Origin of the sequence: Anditalea andensis (assembly GCF_000714815.1) — a bacterium.
Taxonomy (GTDB): domain Bacteria; phylum Bacteroidota; class Bacteroidia; order Cytophagales; family Cyclobacteriaceae; genus Anditalea; species Anditalea andensis.
The window spans coordinates 569,137-594,045 of record NZ_JMIH01000024.1 but is presented as its reverse complement, the minus strand read 5'-3'; the positions used below and the strand labels follow the sequence as shown (position 1 = coordinate 594,045).

30 protein-coding genes and 2 pseudogenes are annotated in these 24,909 nt (G+C 37.1%); 13 read left to right on the top strand and 19 right to left on the bottom strand.

From position 1 onward, the window contains the following. Nucleotides 1–7: 7 nt before the first annotated feature. On the bottom strand, nucleotides 8–1,777 hold the full coding sequence (locus EL17_RS18900) for a chymotrypsin family serine protease (protein WP_035077522.1): 1,770 nt from the start codon (nucleotides 1,775–1,777) through the stop codon (nucleotides 8–10). A 929-nt stretch (nucleotides 1,778–2,706) separates the two neighbouring features. Here EL17_RS18900 and EL17_RS18895 point away from each other — a divergent pair. Next, the gene (locus tag EL17_RS18895) at nucleotides 2,707–2,937 is read left to right on the top strand and encodes a MauE/DoxX family redox-associated membrane protein (protein WP_035077519.1); all 231 of its coding nucleotides are present in this window, start codon (nucleotides 2,707–2,709) and stop codon (nucleotides 2,935–2,937) included. Between the two features lie 51 nt (nucleotides 2,938–2,988). Here EL17_RS18895 and EL17_RS24110 read toward each other — a convergent pair whose 3' ends face one another. The 8 genes from EL17_RS24110 to EL17_RS18865 form a co-directional block, all read right to left on the bottom strand. After that, complete coding sequence (locus EL17_RS24110) at nucleotides 2,989–3,363, bottom strand: hypothetical protein (protein WP_051720170.1); 375 nt, start codon at nucleotides 3,361–3,363, stop codon at nucleotides 2,989–2,991. Nucleotides 3,364–3,926: 563 nt separating this feature from the next. Continuing rightward, entirely contained in the window at nucleotides 3,927–4,232 is a 306-nt protein-coding gene (locus tag EL17_RS24105; protein WP_051720168.1) for a transposase, read from the bottom strand. A 524-nt stretch (nucleotides 4,233–4,756) separates the two neighbouring features. Beyond that, nucleotides 4,757–5,545, bottom strand: coding sequence for a helix-turn-helix domain-containing protein (locus EL17_RS18885; protein WP_035077516.1), 789 nt, complete (start codon nucleotides 5,543–5,545; stop codon nucleotides 4,757–4,759). 122 nt (nucleotides 5,546–5,667) lie between these two features. Beyond that, a complete protein-coding gene (locus EL17_RS18880) occupies nucleotides 5,668–6,318 on the bottom strand; it encodes an NAD-dependent epimerase/dehydratase family protein (RefSeq protein ID WP_035077513.1) in 651 nt (216 codons plus the stop codon). A gap of 46 nt (nucleotides 6,319–6,364) precedes the next feature. After that, the gene (locus tag EL17_RS18875; protein WP_035077499.1) at nucleotides 6,365–6,775 is read right to left on the bottom strand and encodes a nuclear transport factor 2 family protein; all 411 of its coding nucleotides are present in this window, start codon (nucleotides 6,773–6,775) and stop codon (nucleotides 6,365–6,367) included. A 307-nt stretch (nucleotides 6,776–7,082) separates the two neighbouring features. Next, nucleotides 7,083–7,364 (bottom strand): hypothetical protein, encoded by a 282-nt coding sequence (locus EL17_RS23625; protein WP_051720165.1) that lies wholly within the window; start codon nucleotides 7,362–7,364, stop codon nucleotides 7,083–7,085. Next, the gene (locus tag EL17_RS18870; protein ID WP_164675154.1) at nucleotides 7,321–7,980 is read right to left on the bottom strand and encodes a DDE-type integrase/transposase/recombinase; all 660 of its coding nucleotides are present in this window, start codon (nucleotides 7,978–7,980) and stop codon (nucleotides 7,321–7,323) included. Before EL17_RS18870 ends, EL17_RS23625 begins: the two co-directional genes overlap by 44 nt. Nucleotides 7,981–8,116: 136 nt before the next feature. Beyond that, entirely contained in the window at nucleotides 8,117–8,476 is a 360-nt protein-coding gene (locus EL17_RS18865) for a hypothetical protein (protein WP_035077496.1), read from the bottom strand. Between the two features lie 371 nt (nucleotides 8,477–8,847). Here EL17_RS18865 and EL17_RS18860 point away from each other — a divergent pair, with 371 nt between their 5' ends. The 5 genes and pseudogenes from EL17_RS18860 (at nucleotide 8,848) to EL17_RS24095 (ending at nucleotide 11,584) form a co-directional block, all read left to right on the top strand. Then, nucleotides 8,848–9,414: a hypothetical protein gene (locus EL17_RS18860; protein ID WP_035077493.1), complete on the top strand. Its 567-nt coding sequence runs from the start codon at nucleotides 8,848–8,850 to the stop codon at nucleotides 9,412–9,414. Between the two features lie 198 nt (nucleotides 9,415–9,612). Then, nucleotides 9,613–9,864 (top strand): annotated as a pseudogene (locus EL17_RS24210) (AlbA family DNA-binding domain-containing protein); the annotation flags it as partial. Between the two features lie 3 nt (nucleotides 9,865–9,867). Next, nucleotides 9,868–10,914, top strand: coding sequence for an ATP-binding protein (locus EL17_RS24280; RefSeq protein ID WP_316932678.1), 1,047 nt, complete (start codon nucleotides 9,868–9,870; stop codon nucleotides 10,912–10,914). 45 nt (nucleotides 10,915–10,959) lie between these two features. Further along, nucleotides 10,960–11,199 (top strand): hypothetical protein, encoded by a 240-nt coding sequence (locus EL17_RS24100; RefSeq protein ID WP_035077491.1) that lies wholly within the window; start codon nucleotides 10,960–10,962, stop codon nucleotides 11,197–11,199. Nucleotides 11,200–11,209: 10 nt separating this feature from the next. After that, nucleotides 11,210–11,584, top strand: coding sequence for a type I restriction endonuclease (locus tag EL17_RS24095; protein WP_035077487.1), 375 nt, complete (start codon nucleotides 11,210–11,212; stop codon nucleotides 11,582–11,584). 126 nt (nucleotides 11,585–11,710) lie between these two features. Here the strand turns inward: EL17_RS24095 and EL17_RS18840 are convergent, their stop codons facing one another. Continuing rightward, nucleotides 11,711–12,643 carry an Abi family protein gene (locus EL17_RS18840; RefSeq protein ID WP_051720161.1) on the bottom strand — a complete coding sequence of 311 codons (933 nt, stop codon included), beginning with the start codon at nucleotides 12,641–12,643 and terminating at the stop codon, nucleotides 11,711–11,713. Nucleotides 12,644–12,998: 355 nt separating this feature from the next. Beyond that, nucleotides 12,999–13,343: a winged helix-turn-helix transcriptional regulator gene (locus EL17_RS18835; protein WP_035077484.1), complete on the bottom strand. Its 345-nt coding sequence runs from the start codon at nucleotides 13,341–13,343 to the stop codon at nucleotides 12,999–13,001. Nucleotides 13,344–13,588: 245 nt separating this feature from the next. On the opposite strand from EL17_RS18835, the gene EL17_RS18830 reads away from it, so the two are divergent. Continuing rightward, nucleotides 13,589–13,933 (top strand): DoxX family membrane protein, encoded by a 345-nt coding sequence (locus EL17_RS18830; protein WP_240486024.1) that lies wholly within the window; start codon nucleotides 13,589–13,591, stop codon nucleotides 13,931–13,933. Nucleotides 13,934–14,054: 121 nt separating this feature from the next. Here EL17_RS18830 and EL17_RS23620 read toward each other — a convergent pair whose 3' ends face one another. Together EL17_RS23620 and EL17_RS18825 are read right to left on the bottom strand one after the other, a co-directional pair. Then, the gene (locus tag EL17_RS23620) at nucleotides 14,055–14,204 is read right to left on the bottom strand and encodes a hypothetical protein (protein WP_240486023.1); all 150 of its coding nucleotides are present in this window, start codon (nucleotides 14,202–14,204) and stop codon (nucleotides 14,055–14,057) included. Beyond that, a complete protein-coding gene (locus EL17_RS18825) occupies nucleotides 14,194–14,469 on the bottom strand; it encodes a hypothetical protein (protein WP_051720159.1) in 276 nt (91 codons plus the stop codon). Before EL17_RS18825 ends, EL17_RS23620 begins: the two co-directional genes overlap by 11 nt. A gap of 556 nt (nucleotides 14,470–15,025) precedes the next feature. On the opposite strand from EL17_RS18825, the gene EL17_RS18820 reads away from it, so the two are divergent. Next, nucleotides 15,026–15,643, top strand: a complete 618-nt coding sequence (locus EL17_RS18820; RefSeq protein ID WP_035077479.1) for an FMN-binding negative transcriptional regulator — start codon at nucleotides 15,026–15,028, stop codon at nucleotides 15,641–15,643. A 388-nt stretch (nucleotides 15,644–16,031) separates the two neighbouring features. On the opposite strand, the gene EL17_RS18815 is transcribed toward EL17_RS18820, so the two are convergent. Further along, nucleotides 16,032–17,531, bottom strand: a complete 1,500-nt coding sequence (locus EL17_RS18815; RefSeq protein ID WP_035077819.1) for a serine hydrolase domain-containing protein — start codon at nucleotides 17,529–17,531, stop codon at nucleotides 16,032–16,034. Nucleotides 17,532–17,643: 112 nt separating this feature from the next. Between EL17_RS18815 and EL17_RS24395 the strand changes: the two genes are divergently transcribed. Next, nucleotides 17,644–17,976, top strand: coding sequence for a transposase domain-containing protein (locus EL17_RS24395; protein ID WP_051720157.1), 333 nt, complete (start codon nucleotides 17,644–17,646; stop codon nucleotides 17,974–17,976). A 46-nt stretch (nucleotides 17,977–18,022) separates the two neighbouring features. On the opposite strand, the gene EL17_RS18805 is transcribed toward EL17_RS24395, so the two are convergent. The 3 genes from EL17_RS18805 to EL17_RS18795 all read right to left on the bottom strand — a co-directional run bounded on the left by EL17_RS18805 (nucleotide 18,023) and on the right by EL17_RS18795 (nucleotide 20,071). Continuing rightward, on the bottom strand, nucleotides 18,023–18,226 hold the full coding sequence (locus EL17_RS18805) for a hypothetical protein (protein WP_035077476.1): 204 nt from the start codon (nucleotides 18,224–18,226) through the stop codon (nucleotides 18,023–18,025). Continuing rightward, entirely contained in the window at nucleotides 18,217–18,660 is a 444-nt protein-coding gene (locus tag EL17_RS23180; protein WP_262482689.1) for a transposase, read from the bottom strand. Before EL17_RS23180 ends, EL17_RS18805 begins: the two co-directional genes overlap by 10 nt. A 64-nt stretch (nucleotides 18,661–18,724) precedes the next feature. Then, entirely contained in the window at nucleotides 18,725–20,071 is a 1,347-nt protein-coding gene (locus EL17_RS18795) for a hypothetical protein (protein WP_035077474.1), read from the bottom strand. Nucleotides 20,072–20,326: 255 nt separating this feature from the next. Here EL17_RS18795 and EL17_RS23175 point away from each other — a divergent pair, with 255 nt between their 5' ends. Continuing rightward, on the top strand, nucleotides 20,327–20,584 hold the full coding sequence (locus tag EL17_RS23175) for a hypothetical protein (protein WP_084166269.1): 258 nt from the start codon (nucleotides 20,327–20,329) through the stop codon (nucleotides 20,582–20,584). 47 nt (nucleotides 20,585–20,631) lie between these two features. On the opposite strand, the pseudogene EL17_RS23170 reads toward EL17_RS23175, so the two are convergent. Beyond that, nucleotides 20,632–20,849: pseudogene (locus EL17_RS23170) on the bottom strand (transposase zinc-binding domain-containing protein); the annotation flags it as partial. 915 nt (nucleotides 20,850–21,764) lie between these two features. Between EL17_RS23170 and EL17_RS18780 the strand changes: the two are divergent. Genes EL17_RS18780 through EL17_RS18770 form a run of 3 tightly spaced genes read left to right on the top strand, consistent with a single transcriptional unit; the run spans nucleotide 21,765 to nucleotide 24,360 of the window. Continuing rightward, the gene (locus EL17_RS18780; RefSeq protein WP_035077468.1) at nucleotides 21,765–22,667 is read left to right on the top strand and encodes an NmrA family NAD(P)-binding protein; all 903 of its coding nucleotides are present in this window, start codon (nucleotides 21,765–21,767) and stop codon (nucleotides 22,665–22,667) included. Nucleotides 22,668–22,678: 11 nt separating this feature from the next. Next, nucleotides 22,679–23,416, top strand: coding sequence for an SDR family oxidoreductase (locus tag EL17_RS18775; RefSeq protein ID WP_035077465.1), 738 nt, complete (start codon nucleotides 22,679–22,681; stop codon nucleotides 23,414–23,416). Between the two features lie 32 nt (nucleotides 23,417–23,448). Beyond that, nucleotides 23,449–24,360, top strand: a complete 912-nt coding sequence (locus EL17_RS18770; protein ID WP_035077461.1) for a helix-turn-helix domain-containing protein — start codon at nucleotides 23,449–23,451, stop codon at nucleotides 24,358–24,360. A 153-nt stretch (nucleotides 24,361–24,513) separates the two neighbouring features. Here the strand turns inward: EL17_RS18770 and EL17_RS24090 are convergent, their stop codons facing one another. Next, nucleotides 24,514–24,699, bottom strand: a complete 186-nt coding sequence (locus EL17_RS24090) for an Abi family protein (RefSeq protein ID WP_084166268.1) — start codon at nucleotides 24,697–24,699, stop codon at nucleotides 24,514–24,516. Nucleotides 24,700–24,909: the final 210 nt, after the last annotated feature.

Sequence of the window (24,909 nt, the reverse complement as noted above, 5' to 3'; positions counted from 1 at the left end):
ATAAGTTTTAAGAAATCCATGGTTTAAGTTCATCATCAAATTCTAATAAATTGAGTATTTTCCTGATCTTAATGACATAAGAATAGGCATCGCTTCTTGCTACCAGTATTCCAATTATTTTATTGGTAGAAGATTCTATCACTACAGCACCGGAATCACCTTTTTCTGATTTAAAATCACAGACCAATAGTTCTCGCATTATTGATTTGCGGTTGGTAATCTTTACTACAAGTTGTGAATAATCCACTATCCTACCCTCCTTTTCATGGGAAGTTCTCCCATACATTTTCACCACTGTACCTTGGTCTCTTTCTGAGTTAATATCTTTAATTCCAGCTACTTCTTTTTTTTTCTGATGAGGTATATTTGTCAATTTAGCTGGGTCTATTAGTTCTGCTAAAGCTATATCTAAAAATGAATCATACCACCCCGCCTCTAACTTCCCTATCATTTGATATTTATTGCCATCCATGTCTACTGTGCCTGGGGATATAATATCTATAGCATTCTCTTTGAAAAATGTCCTATCCGGGTTTAAATCAATTTCATTTTTAAACAGTACATGACAGCAGGTCATCAGATAATATTTCTCTTTCCAAAAAACTTTTAATCCTATAGTACCTGTATCATTGGCATCCCTTCTAGAAACAGATAGTCCTAAACATTTTGTCGTGAGGTCTTTCCCTGTCCATACAGCCTCTTCTATAAGTCCTTCTTCTATGACGTCAGATGGAATCATATACTTTACTCCATTACTTCCTTCATAGTCAAAAAATGGAGGGATCTTATCAATGGTTTTTAAGTCAGGATTTTTTATGGCCACTTTAAATTGTATGGAGTAATACTCATGTTGAGTACCATTTATTATTTTTTTAAAATCACTTATGCCTTGAATTTCAGGAAACTGTTTAACCAAATCATATCCATTATATTGTATAAATTCTCTTATAATACCTTTTTGGGCATCCGGATGAAGATTTTCAAATAGTTTAAGAGTAGGAGTATTTAAGCTTACAGATAGTTTTCCACCAAATTCTGAATATATCCTCACATCTGTTGGGATAGAATAAGTTTTACCTTGATAATCAAAGCGAACAATCGAGGGAATACTATTGGTAGACGACTCTTCTAATGAAGATGGTCCTTTTTTGTTATCTACTAAGAATACTAGACAATCCATGTTAATCTGACCGTCTTCTGTCTGCTTTTTGCCCAATCGAATATCTCTACATTCATATTCTTTTATCCAATCATCCTTATGCTGCGAAAGAGCTTCTTGAATAATTTTAGGGTCTATAAGATATTCGTTATCATTTCTTTTTTTGCTTTCACCCCAGATCCTAGTAGCTATTTCGCTACCTTGTTCAGTAGCTTTTACACCAAAATAAAAAGACACGGCAGATATAACAAGCGTAGCCAGGGTAGTCAATATATTCTCTACTAATCTCTCATTTTTTGCTTCAACTTCAAATTGAACAGCATAGAATGCAAACAATATGAAAAATACAATTAGGAGTAAAGCTAAAGTAGCCCTAACTGTACCCGCAGGTAATCCAAAAGAATGGAATGCTTTTTTATCACTATTTATACTGGCCTTTTTAATAAAATTTACAACCAAAATACATATAATAATTACGCTGATGATGATCAGGTTTCCTATAGTAAACTGAAAAAAATTCAATTTTGAATAATCAGATACATATCTAGTAAATATAGCACCCACCAAAATACCTATGAGACATACAGCAATCCATCCAAAGGGAAATTTTCTTTTCATTATGAGTTCATAATAAATGATTGAATATTTTATTACTAATTTTTTTTTTAGTATAAATGACTTAAAATATCTAAAAAAGCTTTGAATATTATACTAGCTTTTTCATATATAGTACTTTGATTAAAAAATATTTTTTTTATAAAAAAGATATTAATTTAATTTATGTAATATCAAGATCTACGTAAATCTATCAAATTGTAAATCGGCATAAAATACCCCCTAAGGGGTATTTTTTTAAATAATTTAATCGTATGTGCATCAAAATCTAATAAATCAAGGTGAATAACAGAAATATTTGAAAATGGGTAGCACAAAATATATTATTAAAAAATATTTTATGTATGTTCTAATACTATCCATACCCTGCTTATTTATGGTTATGACAAGTACAGTCAAATTCTAATTTGCTAGAATAGTGGTCAGATTAATTGGTTAGGCAATTGGATAGTGGCATCCCCTTATCTATACTGAACTTCTGCTTCAATTAATTTGACGCTTATTGTATTTAAATTTGAGAAACCAAATATCTATTAGGAGTCAAGCTTACTTTTATATTTATATGATGAAGTAACTATTCGATAGTTTCTACTTCGCTGAAAAGTCTTTTACCTGAAAATAAATAGAAAAAATAGCTTTACGGGGACGCTGGCAATAATTAAGCAAAGATTGAAATTTGGGAGCAAATGAGAGGCGTGACAGAGGAATTCACATTTTTATTAATAAGGAACGATTGGATTAATGCCTTAATGCTTTAAAATATAGCATTTTTTTGAATTATCGATACATAAACCTTATTATTTTCAATATTCCAGGGATCTTAGGTAAACCTACCAATAATCAATTCACAACCATACATTTATCCCCGATATACTAGCATCAACATTCGCTGTTTTTTATATTTATCCAATAATCAATGCTAGAGGGTAAAGATGAAAATAAAAGGCTTTATAACCGAAATATGTGCCCTCCTATTGGCTTTGCTCTTTGCCTATACTGCCATCAGCAAGTGGAAAGACTGGGAGGGCAGCCGACATGCTTTATATAACCTGATCTTTCCTTTATGGATGGCCAAAATCTTGTTTTGGATACTACCTGTGGCAGAAATAAGCCTGACGGTAATTTTGCTGGTCCCAGGGTGGCGTAAGAAGGGCTTTTGTTGAGCAGTATACTGATGGGAGCTTTTACGCTTTATATAGGGCCTGCTGAAAAACTCAAAAACGGCAAATTCTTAAAACCAGTCCAGATTTGAATCTGAACTGGTTTTTTGTTTTTACTTCCTCCCTGGCCCACTCCATACCTGCAATTAACAGGTAATTTCGGATTGGCCATGCTAAAAAACTCAGGCAAAGGAGTGCCTCCACGGCCAATTTGACCAGGTTAAGCACTAATATGATGGAGGCGATCCACGATTGGCTTGTTGTTTTAAGCCTTGCCCTTATACGGTTCATTCCGTAGGCGTTCTTTCCCGCCCAAACTTTCCCTCTATCGGGTTCCTCTCTCCGGGACTTACGTGGTTTTCCACTGCCTACGCCGAGGGCCTTCCCAATGGCTTGGCCACAAGTTTTATCCCTTTTTCTATAAGCCATTTTCAGTTTTCCCTGGTGCAGTACAGTTTGTCCGCAAGTACTTTTGCCGGATAGAACCCAAATCTCTCCCTGTATTTTTCAACATAGTCCTTTAGATGGCTCCCTTTATTGAAGGCATCCCAGCAAACCGTGTCAAAAAAAGAATATCTATTTACTAGGCCAAAGTGGATCTCGGCTCCAAACTCAGTCTTGGCCCTTGCTTTCCCCGCACTATGGGACGTAAATGTGGCTCGTGAATACTCAGTATTCGGTCGTCAATCTGATGGTTTTTGCTTTCAACCATATTTAGCTGCTGGTCGTAAAGTGTTTGGATGATCCAATATTTCCGCTGATGCTTATGGTCAAGGGGAAAGTCTTCAAAATAGTCAAGCTGCTTTTCAATTGTCTTGAAGTTCCTCCTCAGATACTGAAGCTGTGATTTTAACTCTTACCGGATCGTCTTTTTTGATGGGTTTTTGTTCTGGGCTACCTTAGATAGGCTTTGCGGGCAGTTTGGCGGTAGGTCCGTGGTTTCTTTCCCTCTGACTTTTTTTGGCGTTGAACATCTATAATCTCTTCTGTGATCACACGTGCCTTGTTGAGCAATCCATGGTCGGTAGGATAAGCGATGTCCTGTGGGAAGACGGTTGCATCATAAATAACTTCTCCTTTGTTCTTGATGTCTCCGTTAGATGGGGGATCCCTCTCTTCTTTTTCACCTCCTTGACTTCCTTTTTAGCCGCTATTTCCATGGCAAAACCATATATCTTTTCATTCATCTCTTCAATGAACTTCTGACTGAGTCGCTTTCTTATATCAACAAACATTGACGGATCAAAAGGAGCCTCTTTCGTATAGTAACTGAAGCCCAGGAAGTACTGGAGGTACATATTTTTGCGTAATGGGCCACCGTTTCACGGTCATCCAAATTGAGTATATGCTTGATGATCACCGCTCCGATCAGTACACAGGGATTAAGTGCAGGTCTACCGGTCTGTTTGGGAGGATTACTTTTGTTGAAAAAATTGACCAGGACATCCCAAGAAATCTGGGAGCTGAGCACAACTCAACGGTTATTGGGTTCAAGCTGGTTGCAGAAGGGAGTCTCAAATCCGGAAAATGAAAGCTGGTTTGGACTCGAATATTCAATGCATGATGCACGCCTTTTGGAGTTCTTTTGCATATTCCCTTGCACTTGTACTCCATTAATTTCCGATCTTTTATGCATTTTTATACTTTATCGCAGACCCTATTTAGGACCAAAAGTATCAATTGTTGAGTTAATGTATTGGTTTGTTTAAAGCTATTGAATGTCTTCAGGTTTTAAAACTAAAAAGTGTCCAAATCCTGTATGATTATCCAAAACAGGGGAAATGCTTTTGTGTTGGTCTTGGATGTTGGCTCGGTCGGTTTCTTATTTGTTTGATAGTGCTGTGGGTGCATATCCAAACTGCTTTTTGAAAGCATAAGAGAAATGCGACAAATCTTCAAAACCTAATTCCAAATAAATGTCAGTCGGTTTTTTGTTCTTTTTGTCAATGAGAAAATGTGCTTCTTGTAAGCGTTTCTGAATTAACCAACGATTCGGTGCTTCATTAAAAATTTCTTTGAAGTCTCTTTTGAAAGCCGATAAACTCCTCCCTGTCATATAGGCTAAGCGCTGAATGCTTACATTGAACTTGAAGTTTTTATTCATAAACGCTTCCAAATTTATTTTTTCAGGTATGCCGTAGTCAAAAAATATCCCTGCAAGTTCGGGTTGGTTTTTCAGCAAAATGGTAAGCAATTCTTCTCGTTTTATGTCTGCAAATGCTTTATCAATTTTTCCCGAACGATTGTAATAGGGTACAAGTGATTGAATAAAGTTTGGTAACCATTCACGTTTGTCTAATTTTAAAAATGCTCTTTCTGATTTGAATTTTATAACTGTAGGCCTATGTTTTTCCTGAAACTTTTTTAAAAACGCTTCATCAAAAATGATGACTACTTTTTCAAATTCATTTTCTGTTTTTTCCTTGTTGTATCTCGCCAAGTGATTTTTAAAAAACAAACAGTATTCGTCTGCATGGATAGTTTGCTTTTTGTTTCCGTCATAGCCGTTAATTATTCCTTTTGCCAAATACAAGAAAAAATGTTCTGCAATAAATTGTTCAGGCGAAATTTCGGGGCCGATATAACAAGATTTTATGTCAGTTACTTTCATTGTTTACTACTATACATTTTTCCACCATTGTTTAAATATTTGACTGCTGTCGTTGACCCTTACTGTTTCGCCAATCATTGGTGTAGCTAACGTGTACGATTTTGAAAATCAGCTTAGCTGTTTCATTGAGCCATCATTTTTATATCTTTCTCGTCTAAAACATTTTTTGAATGCCTTTTTAAAGTTACGGTTATCATAGCATTACCAATTTCCTGAATAGTGCAGGTAGGAAAGAACAGGCTAAATAATGGATAAAATATTTTATGGGCCCAACGATTGTAGCCGTATAAATGCTTTTGTCCTTTGGCGGGTTTCATCAAAGACGGACGAAAATTGTATTCGCTTTTGAAAGGCATCTGTTTTAAGGTGTTTTCTGTTTTTCCTTTTACCCTTGTCCACATAATTTTACCCTGTTCGGTGCTGTCAGTGCCTCTTCCGCTTACAAAACAAAAAGTAATATCGGGGTTGGCTTTTAACAGTGCTCTTGCAAATGCTATCGTGGTATCATATGTGATGTAATGATATTTTTCTTCGGACATTCCTGCGGAGCTTATCCCTGCACAATAATAGCAGGCGTCGTAGCCTTTTATATCGTTTTCAAATTCCTGCAATTTAGTAAAATCAGGCACTAATAATTCTTTAAGTTTTTGATCCTTAATTCCGCAGGGCTTTCTTGAAATGCTTAGCACTTCTGATACTTTGTTGTTTTGCAGGCATTCCAATAGAACGCCCTCGCCAACCATTCCCGTAGTTCCTGTTATGATTACCCTCATTTTCTTATTTCTATTACGTTACTCATCGCATTCCTAATGTTATTAACTATGCTTTTACATCATCCATCGGGCCACAGAATAGTTCATTAACCATAATGGTATCCAAATATTCGTAAAAGCCACTGATTAAACCCTCTTTAAAGGTTAAAAGCAGCATCACATGATTTTCGTAAATACGGCCATCTTTTCGGATTCCACGAATATGAACATACAATGCTGCCCGCTCTTCGTCTGCTGTGATAGATTGAAGCGTCATTTTCATCCCATCCGGGAATCGTTCTGCTACGGTGGCCCATAGTTTTGCCTGGTTTTCGAGGGATTGGTAACCTCCAAACGGCCAGGATCCCTCACCGCCTAACCAATAAACACAATCAGGCGTTTTTAATTTGTTCATTTCATCGAAGTTTCCGGCCACCATTGCGTCGAAATACTTTTTTGCTGTTTCTTTATTTTCCATTGTCTAAGAATTTTATGCTGCAAAGATGAGCATAACATTTTCAAGTAGCTTTGTTGAAAAGCCCAATGTCCTTTTGCTGAGAAGTCCAATTTTTTGGGTGGTGGGTGGGATTTGTTTTCGTGGTGACCTATGTCTGCAAGGCAGGTGTTATGTCGGTCGGGGATGCCGAAAAAAAGAGAGAAAAGGAAAATTTCATCTGTTTATATTTTCTTTTCAACGGTCATAACTTGTCCCGTACGGTAGCGTCCTGAAAACGGTTGACACTTTGCCTATTCAAATATAGGTACTGTTTCTATTTCTGAAAAGATTATTCTAACTTACAATACCACGATGAAGCGGAATCAAGCTCTGCTGAGGAGCAACTTGCCGAAGAATAATCGTTTGGTCCGATAGCGTTGGTAACAGCAGGCCGATCCAGTAATGGTTCGGCTTTTTTGTTCCACTCATATTTTTTGCCTATAACGCGTTCGGTACCATGGCTTTTAAAACCTTTATCGTGTACCAGGACAGGGACAATATTTCCAAGTCCGTTATGGGGTCTAAGCTCATTGTATATGTTGATAACCTGTCCTATTGCTTTTTTTTTCATCCATATCTTCCCTTTTTTCAAGATCAATCAGCCATTCCTCTTTAAGTATGCCGTTGATACGTTCCGCAATAGCTTTCTCATGAGGGGAAGCAGGCTTGGTCATACTTATCCATACCATATTCTGTTCCGGCAACCCCGTGTAATCATAATTGCAATATTGGAAGTCACGGTCTGAATGGGGAACCAATGAATATGGAGGCAGGTTTTTGTTCGATGACACTGCCATTTTCAATGCAATTAAAGCGGATTCAGCTTTCAGATCATTAGAGACGTTCCATCCCACTATTTTTTGGGAATACGCATCAGTGATAAGGTAAAGATAGTATACAGTTCCGTTGAACTGCACATAGGTAATATCTGATACCCATAACTGGTTGGGCCTGGAAACAACCATGTTATTGACAAGATTTTTATGTTTTCTCAGCCAGTGGTGACTTTGTGTAGTGAAGAATTTTCGCTTTCTTTTCCTCACCAAAAGGCCGTTCACGCGAAGCAGATCAAAGAGCTTGTCCCTTCCCATTTTTATTCCCAGGAGGTCCATATCTGCCTGTAATAGCGGATATAGCTTCCTTACTCCCCAACGCGAGGTTTTTGATCTTTTCCTGATCTTAGCCACCAGACCCAATACCAGGTCTTCTTTAAATGCTTCCTGGGTATTGTATTTTTAAGCTTTATAATAAGCCAGTCTACTCTTGCCAAACAATGTACAAAGTTGTCACAAACCTACTTCCGGTTCTTCTTTTTTGAGTCTTTCAACTGTTTGGCACCAGACTTTTTTTCAAGGTCAAGACCATAGTCCTCTTTGGCAACATCAACCATGATCTTGTATGCCTTACCCTTTGGCTAAGGGCAAGCTTCTCTTCCAGCTGTTTTACCTTTTCTTTAAGCTTTTCAATATCGCCGTTTTCTACAGACATATTTTTCAATAGGGGAATAGGGTCGATGGTTGCTGCCCGTGATAGGCCCGCAAACATCCTCATCCATTCCAATATAGCAGATTTACATTTAATTCCATAAACCCGCCTTGCCTGTTCTTTTGTCATGGATCCTGAAAGCACCTCACTTACAATTTCTCTGCGGGTTACTTCTGAATAATGATTTAGATCTTTCATTTTTGTCCGATTATAGGTTGACAATATTTTTTTAAATTGTGTCAACCTATTTCAGAACACGACCCTTGCTTGGCTTCGGGACTGCCTGTCCCGATTCCTCGGGATTACCCCCGCGCTTAAGGGACTTTATTCACTTTATTATTATTTTCAAAGGTGTTCATGAATGCTCCGCATTTCACCCGTTGGAACGGTCAACTTTTTGACCTATATTCACCATTCAAGGCACACACATCACCTATACGCAAGCAGGGGTTTCGTGCTTTGTAGGACAGGAAAGTGGTATATTTGAAGTTCAGTTCTTCGTAGGAAAGTTTAGTGCTAAAAATCCCTGCCTGCGTATAGCTGTACTACGTTACATACCATTTAAAAACATGATGAAATATCTTCTATTTATTATAATGATTTTGCCATTTATAGCGAACGGACAACTACTAAAATCTGACAACATACTAATTGTTTATGATACAACAGCCGTAATCAAAACCGCTGATCTAAAAGACAAGAGCATTAAAATAATTAGCCCTGATTACACGATTAGTTTTGATAGAATCCAGGTATTAACCTCCATTGACAAACAAATAGAAGAACTTGAAGGTGATAAAAACCTGAAAGAATGGCAACTTGAAGCTATTAATAAGATAAGGAGGGTTCGTGATTTTTTAGCAAATGACCAAACTCATATATGGAAGGATTTTTGGAATGAAGGCGAATTTACCCCTATTGATGAAATCAAAAGCGATGAACTATTAACAAAAAAACTGTTTTGGGAACTGGCTTGTCCAATGCTTGATGAAGGACAATTTGAACTTATTATTAACTCAGAACCTCAGAATCAAATTCTAAAAACAACTTCAAACATTAATGGAGCAATTGCAACTGTTTTCGTAACTGAAGGAGGAATGGGTTTTTGGATGTGTCCCCCAATAACTATAGACTAAAACGGTATGTAATCGAGGTACTGTCTTAAATTCCAAGTAATTTTAAAGGTTTTTATTAAATTTACAATAGCGAAAAGCGGCGATTCTTTGCACGGAAATTCATCTACTGTAGGACTGGTTTTCTAACTTTTTTGGTGGATCCTTCGGATTCAAGCGAAAAGAAGGACTTAGACTCATCAAGATGACTACTTAAAGTGGGTCTGTGGTTTTGCTAATGCCATTGGCGGCACTATTTACATCGGTAGAGACGATAAGGGTAATGTGGTAGACTTATCTGATTATCAAAAGCTGTTGGAGGACATCCCCAATAAGATCCGCAATGCGATGGGCATTATCTGCGACATCAATTTGCAGGAGGCGTCGGGTAAGAAATTCATTGAAATTAAGGTAAATCCCTATACTGTACCCGTTTCTTTAAGAGGTAGATATTACTACCGTTCAGGTAGCACCAAAATGGAACTTACTGGGGTGGAGCTCAATGAGTTTTTACTTAAAAAAGCAGGTAAAACCTGGGATGATGTTATTGAAGAAGGAGCAAATATTTCGGATATTGATAGCCAGAGCATCAAAAAGTTCATAGAAGATAGTAAAGTGCAAGGTCGATTACCAGACACTACGGGTTTATCTACCGTTCAGATTTTAGACAAACTGCGATTGGTTGAAGAAAAAAAGCTAAAACGTGCCTCTATAATACTTTTCGGTAAAGACCCCAGTCGTTTCTTTCCCAACGTCACGGTAAAAATTGGTCGTTTTGGTTTAGATGGTTCGGATTTGAAATTTCAAGAGATTTTAGAAGGAAATTTGGTTCATTTGCTCAATGAAGTTCAGGTGCAGCTCAATTATAAATTTCTTACCCGTCCAGTTGATTTTGCAGGAATGCACCGCATTGAAAAAGGCGAATATCCGGTGGCTGCGCTTCGTGAAATGCTCTTGAATGCCTTGGTGCACAAAGCATATATGGGTGCTGCAATTCAGATTCGGGTGTTTGACACCAAGCTCTCCATTTGGAATGAAGGGCTTTTACCCCAAGGATTGGACATTGATAGTCTAAAGTCTGACCATAACTCAAGTCCCAGAAATCCCAAAATTGCTGATGCTTGTTTTAAAGCGGGATATATAGACACTTGGGGACGTGGTACGTTGAAGATTATTAATGCTTGCAAAGAAGCGGAACTACCTGAACCTGAAATTATAGAAAAAGATGGTGGTGTTCAGGTGACAATTTTTAAAATTTCTGATGGTGGTCCAATAGGTGGGCCAATAGGTGGTCCAATAAAAAAAGAAGATAGTGGCTTAATAGCTGATCTAACAGAAAGGCAAAAAGAAAACCTTGCAATAATTTTAGAAAACAACACAATCAGTAAACGAAAGCTAGCCGTACAATTGGGCATTAATGTATCTGCCGCTCAAGGCCATCTAGATACACTAAAAGAAAAAGGAATACTGGAAAGAAAAGGAGGAACAAGGGGTTCCTGGATTGTCAAAGATAATCGAAGCTAAGAAGGAGAGTAATGGGAGATAAAATGGAAGTTTAAAGATGGTACAATGAGTAAATTCACAGAATCAAAATTAGAGCAAGCATTTATAGAACTTTTAGGAAATGAAGGCTACCCGCATATTGTTGGTGGAAGCATTGTCCGTAGTGCTGATGAGGTTTTGATAGAGGAAGACCTTAAAAACTTTTTGCTCCATCGATATCAATACGCTAATCTTACCGAAACAGAAGTACAAATCATTATCCTTCAACTCAAATCTCTTCCTACGTCAGATTTTATACGAAAGTAATAAGAAAATCATGCAGTGGCTGGCGGATGGCTTTATTCTAAAAAGGGAGGACAGGTCCCAAAAGGATATTCATATCACGCTGATTGATTATGCAGGACTGGACCGTCAGCGGAAGAGCAAAAATCTGGATATTATAGCTGCTGAACCTGAAGTGCCCTATTCACCGGACACCAACATTTACAGATTTGTCAACCAACTCGAAATAGTAGGAGCTGAAAAACGGATTCCAGATGGAATCCTGTACATCAATGGATTGCCTGTAGTTGTTTTTGAATTCAAAACGGCCATACAGGAAAACACCACCATTCATGATGCCTATAGACAACTCACCCTCCGCTATAAAAGAGATATTCCTGAAAAAAAAAGAGTGAGATTACCTTTATAAAATGGGTTCTATGTAGACATTACTCCTTAAGATCGGAGTAAGGGAGACAAAGAAAGCACAGTAATTACATTACCATCGATGTTTATTTTCTTACTGGTTTAACAAAGTAAAAAATTTTTTATGTATCTATCTCATGGACGATGCTAAGGCTTGGTTATTCATCCATAATTCTTCCTCCTGCCAATTAGGATGCATTCCAAGGGCATTTGGATCAACATTAGGATATTTATCAAATAAAACTACTAATTTTTGAGCCATACTATTACCAGGAGCAACAATGTTGACTAAGTATTTCATAATGCAAAGATGAGCATATAGCTTTTGAAATTCATGTTGTTGAAGACTCACTGATATCCAGTTAAAAGGAGGCTTGGGAAGAACTTTGAAAGTGCCGGGAAGATTTCTATTCCACAATCTAGCATGATGGGCACAGTAATTTCTGATTTGCGCAATAGATTGCAGCCAACTAGGAAGGTAAGTATGGTTTACTGCACCATATTCTTTGGCAATTACATCTTTTGATTCCACTGTATGATTTAAGTTTCCGTACAATTTAGATAATGATCCAAAACTGGTATGTTCAAGCGTTTTCCAAGCAGGAGGAAATCGGCTGTCATCCTTATGCTTTTTAAAGTGATTTTTTATTATTGAATCTTTACTTCTACTTAATTCATCTTCAATTCCAGCAAGAGTTTTAACCAAAGAACGACTGTCTATAAAATGATCGAAATTTTGAAACCACCACGGATCGAACTCGTGGGAAAGGTGATATATTAAATTCGTTCTCAGACTAATTTCAATTTTTTCAATCGTGTCAAAAATTAACAGTCTAAGCTCTCTATCAAAGTTGTATAAAGCTATAACATCAGAAAATTTACTATTGGGCTTAAAAATATGGGCTTCCTTATCAGCCTGCATCGAGTGCCAATATTCTCCTAATCTATAATAACTTATATGAGTTAGAAAGTGATGGGCTTCTGAATCTGAAGCGATGTCTAATCCCCGACTTTTGAGCAGGGCTATTTGTTCTACGATGGTACTGGGTTTCTTTTCAAACATACAAAACAAAATACATTAATAACCCTTAAAAAGCAAAAGACACGCCCTGGGACGCTGATCTTACGGGTAGCGCGGCGTGTACTGTTGCCACAAAGGTAAGAAATAAATTAGAATTGTAAACATACTATTTACATTTTCATAGATGAAACCGAGCATGAGCAGAAGCTCCCACATTGGGATGCCTCGACAGCTTTCGGGGAAATATGCGGGATTCTCCCAAATAAATTCTGGACAGGCTATACTGTCCTTCGTCACGGGACAGGACGGACTGGGGGTATTATCATGCTTGCATAAGCTAACCAAGGTTATGTATACTCCTAAATTATCTGATACAAGAAACTGGCTACTGATACAATTATTTGCCTAAAATTTTCTTCCGATGGTTCACTCCCCAATCATGCAATTCTGCTATGACACTTTTTAGGGTCTCAGAATATGCTGTTGCCTTATATTCAGTCCTAACCGGAAAACCGTTGATGACTGTGCGTGTGATCAATTGATTGGCCTCCATGTCTTTTAATTCACTGGAAAGTACTTTGGTACTCAGCTTGGGAATACTTCGCTCGATCTCCCTGAAGTGTTTATTGCCTTCCCATATTGAAATCAGGATTAAGATTTTCCATTTGCCACCGATTATATCCATTGTATCTCTCACAGGCAATAATTTGGATATACATTCGTGATGCTCCATTTTTTTCATTTGTTTATATTTTGCTTTTCAATGGTCAATGAATCTTTGATGACTAAAATAATCATTGCCTTATGAGTCTAACAATTATTTTAGTCATGTCGATTTCATCATGCAACCATTAAGTGATTACCTAAAGGTAACTGATTACCTTTAGGTATCTGATTATAAATAGTAATCAAATATAGCTAAGTTTGATTCATTGAAAAACAAAACCAAATTAAAAAACAAAAAACAAGATACTTACCGTTTTATGTGTGCTCTTTGGCTTGATGATGTCAAACTCAGGTTTAAATAAATTCCTCAACTATATTCCTATGCCTGAAATGTCCGAAGAAATGATGCAGGTAATGAGTGGTTTTGTAGCCATAAAATGGATTTTTCCCTTGGTGGCAATTGTTGAAATTATTGCAGGAATATTAATTGCCATCCCTAAAACTAAGGCGTTGGGAGCCATTGTTATTCTTCCGGTTATGGTAGGCATTGTTATTCATCATGCCGTGCATGATGTAGAAACTATTGGAATCGCATTGGTTTTATTTGGAATCAATATCTGGGCAATAGTTGCAAATTGGCATAAGTATTTAATCCTTATAAAATAATATAAAGGGTTTAAGCTACTTATAGAAGAACACTTAGACCCAAATTATTTTTCATAGGATGATCAATTTCAACGAAATATCACCCGGCTCCTTCGCCAAAAATGTCCAAAGGGACATTTTTTTAACGCTCGGCCCTATATTTCAGTGCCTGTGTTACTGCCTTATGGATGTTCTTCTCGGGGCGGATGCCGTAGCTGTATTCTTCGAACGTAAGTTCATATTTAGTCATCAGCACCTGGCTTACCGCCTGTTGGAGCCATCTATCTACCACTGTGGGAACTCCAAGCAATCTTGTTTTTCCGTTTTCTTTGGGCCTCCCCGCATTCTGGCCCGAAGCTCCGCTTCGTCCTCCCTCTGATAGGCTGAGGCACATACCTATGGTTGAGAATGGACGTGGCAATCCTATCCCTGTTGCTTTCCAGAAAGGAAAGCATTTCGGTGACCTTCATGCCGTCCACCCCAGCCGATCCTTTGTTCCGCACCACCTGTCGGTAGGCTTTGTAAAGGTTCTTACGGTTGAGTACTTTTTCTATCATAATTTGTTAACCCTCCCCACATCCCGGCCCCTCACTAAAAATGTCCAAAGGGACATTTTTCTTAACGTTCGGTCCTGCTTAAAATGAGGCTACACCAATTTGGTACTCCCCAACGAATTTGGACGTAATCCAGCGTTCAGTCCTTCGTTACCCAGTGAGACCTCTGTAGATCTTACAGCTCGTTACCAATAACTACTATGACTTCGGCTGACTTCTTGGCTCATAGAAACCGAGTCTATTCCAACCCACCCTGCCATCTGGCCCATCGCTAAAAATATCCACTGGATATTTTCTTAACGCTCTGTCCTCTTGGTAAGGTGAATATCCTTGTGCCTATCCCGGCCATATCTACTACTTCGGCACTTCCTCCCTTGCGGAAGGTTTGGACTTCGGTTCTTGGATCAAAAAAGAAAGTTGGGCTTAGTTAAGAGAATAAAAAAACAAATCGATAAATTCGGTCTGACTAATGAGGATTAGAAATCAGCTCAAATTGAAGGATTTTCTTTGCGTTAGTCAGAATTTTGACAGGCCCGAAAATTTAAAACGAAATCTAAAAATGTACATTCCAAAAGTAAACTTGTCTACAGACAAATCAGAAATTATAGAGTTTATGAAACGGTTTAGTTTTGCGACAATTATTACTTCAAAAGGCAATTTTCCTACTGCAACACATTTACCATTTGTTGTAACGACCAAAGGCGACCAAATAGTTTTGACTTCACATTTTGCAAAAGCTAATGGGCATTGGCAAGACATTGAAAATAATTCTGTTTTGGTTATTTTTAGCGAACCCCACGCCTACGTTTCAACAAAAAACTATGACAAGGAACTAAATGTACCGACTTGGAACTACATTTCAATTCACGCCTATGGAAAAGGGAAATTAATAATTGAACAAGAAAAAACTTTTGAAATTCTTGAAGCAACAATTGACAATTACGAAACAGAATATCGACAAAATTGGGACAATTTTCCAGAAGAGTATAAGTTAAAAATGTCAAAAGGAATTGTTGCATTTGAAATCCTTTTAACAGACTTACAAGCTAAAAAGAAATTGAGCCAAAATAGAACGGGTACTGAGCAGAAAAAAATCATTGAAACTTTATCAAACAGCAAGGACACTAACGAAATAATCATCGCAGAATATATGAAGAAAAACTTAACGGACAAATAAAACAGCCGATAGTCGAGGTACAGTCTTAAATTCTAAGCAATTTTTAAAGGTTTTTATTAAATTTACAATAGCGAAAAGCGGCGATTCTTTGCACGGAAGTTCATCTACCGTAGGCTGGTTTTTTAACTTTTCTGGTGGATCCTGCGGATCCAAGCAAAAAGAGGGGCATAGGCTCATCATTTCTTATATCTAAAATGGAAGTATAGATCAAGGTATACGATTTTAAGTGGCATAGGAATTCAAAAGTCTAAATAGTAGCTACAAGTGGTGGAACCTACTACATTTTTTTTCTTAGATCCATATCTTCAAAAATGGCAGTATAAAAGGGCGCTTTTGAAATCCCCTATTTCTTTTCTGTGGGTCACCTTATCCTTGGCGGGTGGTTTTATTAATATTCCTTTAAATAAATTTGGGAACCCGTCATAAGTGTGTCATTGGATATATTAAATTCTCTTGTCATTACTCCCAAATTGCTAATATATCCTCCATTATCAGCCTTATAAATTTTACCACCTAGTTCACCCCAATTGAAGATATAATTATTTTCTTTTTGAATGATGCTAATTGAGGGCCAACCTATTGTGCTTCGATATACCCCGAGAATACCATCGTGTGATCTATTTATGGTCATTAGTTGACTTTCATTTGGATGGGAAATATTATTTTCATCATCAAAAGCTTTTTGAAAATTATCTTTTTCAATAGTAAAAGTTCTTTCTGCGTCATTGGAAGCAAATTTATTATAAGCATAATTAGCCATCAAATGAGGCAATAAATATGCTCTGTTATCAGTGGAAAAAGCAATGATTCCAATTTTGTTCTCTGGTATAAAAGATATATGAAAGCTTATTCCTGCTAGACCACCAAATCTTGTCAATATAGTTTCACCTTGATATTCGGCCACATCCCATCCAAGGGAATACCCTTTTCGTTTGTAAGTAAAATATTCTTTGTCCTGTGTTGTAGATGATTGGTGTAAAGCTTCCCATGAATTCTTGGTAAGTAATCTAGTATCCTTCCTGATATTAGCGCTTAACCATTTTGAAAGATCATTAATTGTTGATATTATACCTCCGGAGGCATGCATAGTGATGTCTTGTTTATAAAATCCAGTTTCAACAATGCCCCCTACTTTTGAAAAAGTATTAGAATGTCGAATACTTTTATAATCCACCTCACTGACTTTTGTGGTTGTATTAAACATTTTTAAAGGTTTAAAAATATGTTTATTCATTTCGTCTTTCCAAGAATTTCCCGTTTCTTTTTCAATAATTATTCCTGCTATTATTGGGCCTACATTGGAGTATCTAAAACTTCCAGATGGATCATAAAAATAATCTTTGTTGAAATCTTCAATTAATTCGGAATTATTACCACTATATCCCAAATACGCTGTCTTCCAAGTCAACGAAGAACTGAAGATCCCATGGGTGTGATTTAATAAATTTTTAATTTTTATTTTATCCGTATCAATCTTGGAATGGAAATGCAGATCAGGAAGATAACCGGTAAGGGATTTATCTAGGTCTATCTGACCCTTTTCTTCCAAGATTTTAATCAAAGTACCTGTGAATGATTTGGTATGGGAAGCTATGTAAATTGGAGAATGATTATCTAAAGATGTGATATTACCTTTTAAAATTTCATTGTTGAGTGCATAAGAATAAACTAGACCTTTTTCGTTTACTACTGCAAAAATAAAGTCACCCTGCATTTCATTTTCCGTATATATTGATTTTATTTTTTTTTCGAAATTTAACGAAAATTCAGAACTATTTTTGCTGTCAATGTGCTGACTTTTGCTATCAGTAGTTTTACATAATATTAAAATAAAAATTAAAATGTAAGTTCCAATATTTATAATAGTAGCCTTTAATAATTTTTTCATATTTATATGGTAATCATAAATCTTAATTTTGTTAGAAATTGTCTTTTTACTGTTTAGATTCATTATTATAGTTAAATAATTATACTATCTACTGAGGCTATATAAAAGCCATGTGAAATTTTTGTTTTTTTCATATAAACAAGATTATGTATTTAATTTTTATCGAAATAATAAAAGTGATGAAGTCATCCTTATTTGGGATGAAAAACCTATTGGGACCAAAGTGAAACCCTTTACAGTCGGCCGCAAAGCCTACCTGTTTGCAGGATCCCATGATGCGGCAGAAATGACAGCTGCCATGTACTCCTTCATGGCCAGCTGCAAAAAGAACAAAATCAATGAATTTGAGTGGCTCAGGGATGTCTTCGAAAGAATACACAGACACAAGCGAAAAGACCTTTATCAGCTTTTACCCTCTAACTGGGAAGAATACAGGCTTAAATAATAATCCCAGTTAAACAACATGCGGTTCGTCGGATGGATACAAATAATTACTCTTCTTGTGGAGTTACACAACAAAAGGTAGTTAAACAAAATCCTCCACTGCCAGCACATTGCATATCTCGATAATTATTACTCAAAACTACTGCATCTTTTAATTCCAAAAGATTTTCTTCAATCACTCCCACTGATTCATTAGTAATAAAACAAGTTAAAAATACCATAGCTGATGCTACAGCTAACGCTAAAACCATTGATGAGAAATAAAATAAAATATAGTCACCAGAAGTGACGAAGAAAAATTCCCCATTAAAAGTGAAAGATGGGATGGATCAGTCCGAATATCTGGGGATTTAGTATTATAACCATAGATTTTTGATAGGCTGAAAAGGAAAAACTCGACATTGGGTACGCGTCTAAACTGTGTTCTGAATGCTTTTATTTTAGCGTTGAACGATTCAGCCGAAGCAATTGTGCTTCTGTTTTCAAAGAAGTTGAGGATGGTTTCGTAGTGGTTTTGGATGGTTCGGGACACGGTGTTGAAGGATTTGAAACCTGCCTGTTCCACCTCCTTGTACCAGTGCGCCAGTTTGGTAAATGCAATTCCTTTGATTTCACTTGTCTGATAGAGTCTTGCAAGAGATCTTGCAAGTTTATATGCTTTTTGCAGATCAGGATAGCGATTGATTTCATGGAATTGGACTAATGAGCTCTGTTTTAGATAAATGCTTTGTATTTATCCTTTTGGTTTCTTAATAGTAGGTGATTGCTCTTTCTTTGCTTATGGTATGCAGTGTATCATTATTTTTTGAATCAAGTACTATAGATTCAGATTTTATCCAATTGCCATATTCGTCGTACGATCGAGTCTCTATTTCCAGTCTTTCTTTCTCCGGCTCTTCTATAATTTGTTTTATGACTTTATAGTCGCTGTTATAGGTAAATGTTTCTATTAAACTAATATCCCCATTTTGGTTATGTATTATTCTTTCTAGCAAGTTGTCATCCCTATCAAATTTTCTACTTACTTCCTCAATAGCTTCTCCATCGGGGTTTTTGACAGCATAATGAATTTCATTGCCTCTTTCATCAAAAGTAATTTCAAAAATTTCCTTTCGTATAAGTTTTCCACTGTAATTTTTTACCGTAAGTTCGATCAAATTTCCTGTGGTGTCATAAAGATATGATTTAACTATAGACGCCTCCTTGTCTAAAAAATACCCCTTGGTCTGATCCTCCAAATGTCCATTTTCATTAATTTTGGAAGCACTTTTTGGCATGTAATGTAAAGAGGTTTCCTGAGTGATCCTATTGTCACTGTCATACTTGTATTCAAAAATCCATTCTAAATTGTTTTCAGGACCTTTATATTTTTTGAATTTCACAAGATTGTCAGATCCGTCATACTCCCATGTATTTTTGTAACCAAACGCATCAGAATAGGGATAAACAGTCTTGAATTCAACTATCCTGGATTTTTCATCTTTAATCTCTGCGATTGTATAATCTATTTGACCGTCATCTTTGTAGACGGTTACCCGTTCATTACCATTATCTTCCATTAGACGGTCGGTTCTCATAAATAGCCCTTCATGAGGAAGGTTAGGGATATTGGCTTTATGCGTTTCCCATTCCTCTTCAGATGAAAACACCTTGCCCTCATAACGTCTTTTGTTTAGTAGAACTCCATCAATGGAATAGGTGTAAATGTCCTTTGACAGCGGATTCCCTGACATGTATTCTCTCCGTTCTATAATTTGACCTTCCGCATTGTACTTGTATTGAAAGACATGACCCTGATAGTCACTGATTAAAAATTTCCCGTATTTATTAAAGTCTGAAGTGGCAATGCTCACTTTTGGTTTTTCTCCATTATACACGATAGTGGTTGTTTCTTGGACTGATTTGACATGACCTGATAAATCTGCATTTTTCCAGTCGGAGTCTTCATAATCAATAGGGGCATGCTCAGCCGAAGGTTTTCTATCATTTTTATAATCCGGTGTAGCTGTTCTATTTTTGCTTAATTGACAGCTTACAAGCAGGTGGGAGCAAATAATCAATAAAATTATTGTAGCATGAAGGCGATTTTTTTTCATTGTGTTTTTAAGCAATTAAATTGGTTTTAAATCCACCACTATAGATAGTTTATTCAAAAAAGCAATCCTAATGCCTAAGGCAAGGTTTCTTGGTGTTAAGTGGCCGAGGGAATTTTAATCTAAAGAGAGCAGGCATCTAAAAGGAATCTTCAAATCGTATTTTTTACAAATAATTGAATATAAAATTGTCACATCTTTCAAATATTTTCAGCAGATCAAATGTTTTTATAGACGGTTACTGAAGATGCACCAAATATGGCAAAAGGAACGGACCACTCTGTAAATATACACAGGGTAGTGTTTTTTATCAAGGAAAGCATAGCTGTTTTCCATTACAGGCCGGATTCAACTGATATTCCTGCGGTCATGAACCAGCGTGATGGGCCCTCATTATTCCAGATCTTCTTAATTCCATCATGTCTTTTCTTTGTCCTGCCATGTTGGAATTTATTAAATTACGAGACCTGTATGTTTCATGAAATTGGCAAAATGAACGCTGTAATCATCGACTAATTTAATGATTCCCGGAATCGCGGACCCGGTAAGGGCGTAAACACTGGCCCAGTGCATTCATTGCAGTGTCTGTTCCGGCAGCTGTTATAGCTGATGCGGACAGTTGCGCAGTCGGTGCAGGCATCGATATGTCCTCCGAGGTCGGATGTGCGGCAGCGTTTCAGGGCCGACAGGGTGCGCAGCTGCCAGCTGTTGCGTTCTGATGGTGTTCTGCCTGATGCCAATGCTGCCTGGGTACGTCTGCCGGTTCATGGTCCGCACTCACCTGGCCATGGGATAGCGCCTGTCCAGCGGACTTTAAGCCCGACCCTTCCTGAGTGTGGGACATGAAGATAGACCATAGAAGTTTGGGGGCTTTGAGCAATTTTCTGACCTCTTCCCTGCTCAATACAACGGGAAGTCTCTTACCCCGCCTGATGGATGGCAGCTCAGTGAGATTATCTTTAAGCCCCTCCATACGGTAGGCTAAGCGCAGGGCATAAACAGTAAATTTAAAATAGGATCCGGAAGGGGTGCTGTGCTGCTGTTTGACCAGGTAGAGATAATCGATGATCTGTTCCGAATCGACCTGCGTAGGCAGGTCCTTGAAATGAAGGACCGGTTTTGCCAGATCGTGGGAATAATAGCCTAGGTTGCTTTCCCCTCTGCCGGCCACTGTGATTTTTTGGCGGAACTTCCCGTAAAGTTCCCTGAATCCTGCTACCTTGGTGCAGGCTGTCTCGATAAGGTTTCCTTTTCTTTATGATTGAAAGGAATAAATGATTGAATATAAAAGTTAAGCCTTATCGGCCAGTTTTTAAAACTACCGTAGGTTTAGTGCAACACCCAGTCTACCACACACCATGAGGTCTCAGACCGTCTACGGGATTAACCTTATCGTTAGCATTTATTAAAAAAAGATCCCCACTTTTATCTTGAATATATAGGGAAAAAAGTATTGTCTGAATTTGCCAAAAAAAATCCGTGGGGACAAAATATGCAAGTTCTCCATCAGGTAAAAGATGACAATGAACGGAGCTACTATTTAGAAGCAACTGCAAAATCAGGGAGCTGAACTGGTGCGAAAATCAGAACATATCTTTGATTCAATACTCATTTTGACTACACAAATCCTCAATTAGCCAACAAACAGTAAATTCTACCATACGACCTTTGTATTTCATAAATTAAAAAGAGCAATATGAAAATTGTATTAACAGGATCATTGGGTCGTATAGGAAAGCCACTAACACAAAGTTTAGTAAAAAACGGACATTCGGTAACCGTCATCAGCAGTAAAGCCGAAAGACAGAAAGAGATCGAAACACTTGGGGCAAAAGCAGCTATCGGCAGTATGCAGGATGTCGATTTTTTAAGTGCAACATTTAAAGATGCTGATGTTGTTTACCTGATGATAGCTTGGGATGCCATAGGTCACATCTTCGATAAGGATATAGACTTTCCCACTGAATTCAGCAATATCGCCGGCAAATACAAACAAGCAATAGTGCAGTCGGGTGTTAAAAAAGTGGTATACCTCAGTAGTATTGGGGCACATACAAACGAAGGCATTGGCAGTCTTTCAATTTATAATGGGGTTGAGCATATTATGAATCAATTACCTGCTGATGTGTCCATCAAATTTATGCGCCCGGTCGCATTTTATCCCAATATCTTCAGATTTATGGGGAATATCAAAACCGATGGGGCTATTATACAAAGTTATGGTGGCGACAAAAAAGAGCCTTGGGTTTCACCGTTAGATATAGCAGAAGCTATAGCAAAAGAAATGGAAGAACCTTTTAACGGCAGAAGCATTGGCTATATCGCAAGTGACGAAGTATCTCCAAATGAAGTGGCTAACATTTTAGGCGAAGCAATAGGAAATGATGACTTAGTTTGGCAGGTAGTTCCAGCTGAACAACTACTAAATGAGGTGCTTGCATCAGGTATGAATGAATGGGTTGCCAAAGGCTTTATAGAAATGCAAGCCGCACAAGGAAGTGGTCTATTATACGAAGATTTCTATAAAAATAAACCAAACTTAGGCAAGGTGAAAATGGCAGATTTTGCCAGGGAATTTGCATCAGTTTATAACCAATAAGTATTAAGACGATGAAGAAAATATTAATAACAGGAGCCAACAAAAGTATTGGTTTTGAAACCGCCCGACAACTATTGCAACAGGGATATTATGTCTATTTAGGTAGTCGTAGCATAGAAAGAGGGAAACTTGCCATAGAAAAACTTAAAAGCGAAGGGTTAACTAATGTAGCATTTATTCAAATAGATGTAAACGATTCTAATTCCGTAAATAAAGCAAGAATTGAATTGGGTAAAAAGACAGCTGTATTGGATGCACTTATAAACAATGCAGGTATTAATGGCGGAATGCCACAGGGAGCATTGCGTACAAGCATAGACCAATTGCATAATGTATTTAACACGAACCTGTATGGCGTAGTTAGAGTTACTCAGGCATTTGTAGATTTATTGCATAAATCAGAACAGCCACGTATTGTTAATGTATCATCAAGTGGCTGCTCATTAACTTTGCACAGTGACCCAACCTGGAAGTATTATGACCATAAATCTGCTGTGTATGCTCCTTCCAAAGCAGCTATGAATATGTACACCATAGCTTTAGCTTATGAACTGAAAGATACAAATTTTAAAGTGAATGCTGTTTGTCCGGGGTTTGTGGCAACCGATTTTAATGGGCATCGAGGCACAGGAACAGTTCAAGAAGCAGGAGCTAGAATAGCAAAATATGCCATAATTGGCGAAGATGGACCCACGGGAAAATTCATTAGCGAAGAACATCATTCGGAAACAGGCGAATGTCCATGGTAGAATACCAACCAAATATTTGGTAAATTTATAGAATGAAAAGAGCTAAAAATAATTTTCAAATATTTCAATCCTTATCCGACTTGCATCGAGTGCTTGGCTTACCGAAGCCATTGCACCCGATGATAAGTTTTACAGACCTCAAAGACATAAAAATCCTGTCAGAAGAATTAGGTAATTCTTTCATCCTTAACTTTTACAAAATTTCATATAAATCAGATCTTTGTGGACAAGCAAAATATGGGCAGAATTATTATGATTTTGGTGAAGGCGGTCTAGTTTACACAGCACCAAATCAAATATTTGAATTAAATCACAATCCGAGTACGGGGTATTTATTGCTAATTCATCCAGATTTTTTGTTAGGATATCCATTAGCTATAAAAATCAGGCAGTTTGGTTTTTTTGGGTATTCAGCCAATGAGGCATTACATATTTCTGATAAGGAGAAAAATATTATCTTTTCGATTTTTAAAATAATTGATGAAGAGTTACAAAGCAGAATTGATGATTTTAGCCAAGATGTAATTATCTCTCAAATAGAGTTACTGTTAAATTATAGCAATCGATTTTATAAGCGGCAATTTATAACCCGAAAAGCAGTAAACAACGACTTGTTACAAAACTTGGAAGTAATTTTAGGTGATTATTTTAACGGCGAAAAATCAGTCTTACAAGGAATTCCTACCGTACAATATCTTGCTGAACAATTAAATATTTCGGCAAGTTATCTAAGCGACCTTTTACGTTCTTTGATTGGGCAAAGTGCACAACAATACATTCATGATAAACTTATTGAAAAAGCAAAAGAAAAATTATCGACTACTGATTTGACAGTATCAGAGGTGGCTTATCAGCTTGGGTTTGAGCATCCGCAGTCGTTCAGCAAATTGTTTAAAACAAAAACTAATCTTTCACCCTTAGCATTTAGGCAATCTTTTAATTAAAAAACAGAAAAACAGGTAAATCGGATGTAGCCAATACTTTTACATACCTAAATATGTATCCGTCCGATTGGCCCCTTATTTCAGGTTTAATAAATAGGGGTTAATTTTGCGTTATAAAAAAGATCAGCAACGCAGCGTATCAGAACCTTTTTATCAGCAATTTTGAATCAGCAAATCGGAATTCGCCAGTTGGGAAGATCTATCAAAGTAGTATAAAACTATAACATCAGAAAATTTGCTATTGGGCTTAAAAATATAGGCTTCCTTATCAGACTGCATGGAGTGCCAATATTCTCCTAATCTATCATAACTTATATGAGGTACTGTCTTAAATAGCAAGTGATTTTTCTTAAATTTTTGATAGGCAAAAGCAGCGATTCATTGCACGGATTTCATTTACTGTAGGACTGGTTTTTTAACTTTTTTGGTGGATCCTGCGGATCGAGTTAAAAAATACCGTGATCAGGGTGGTTTCCAGGTTTAAATAATCATCTATATTAGGGTAATGAAATCATAAGCATACTGTGGATCAGCTTTTTCTATGGTAAG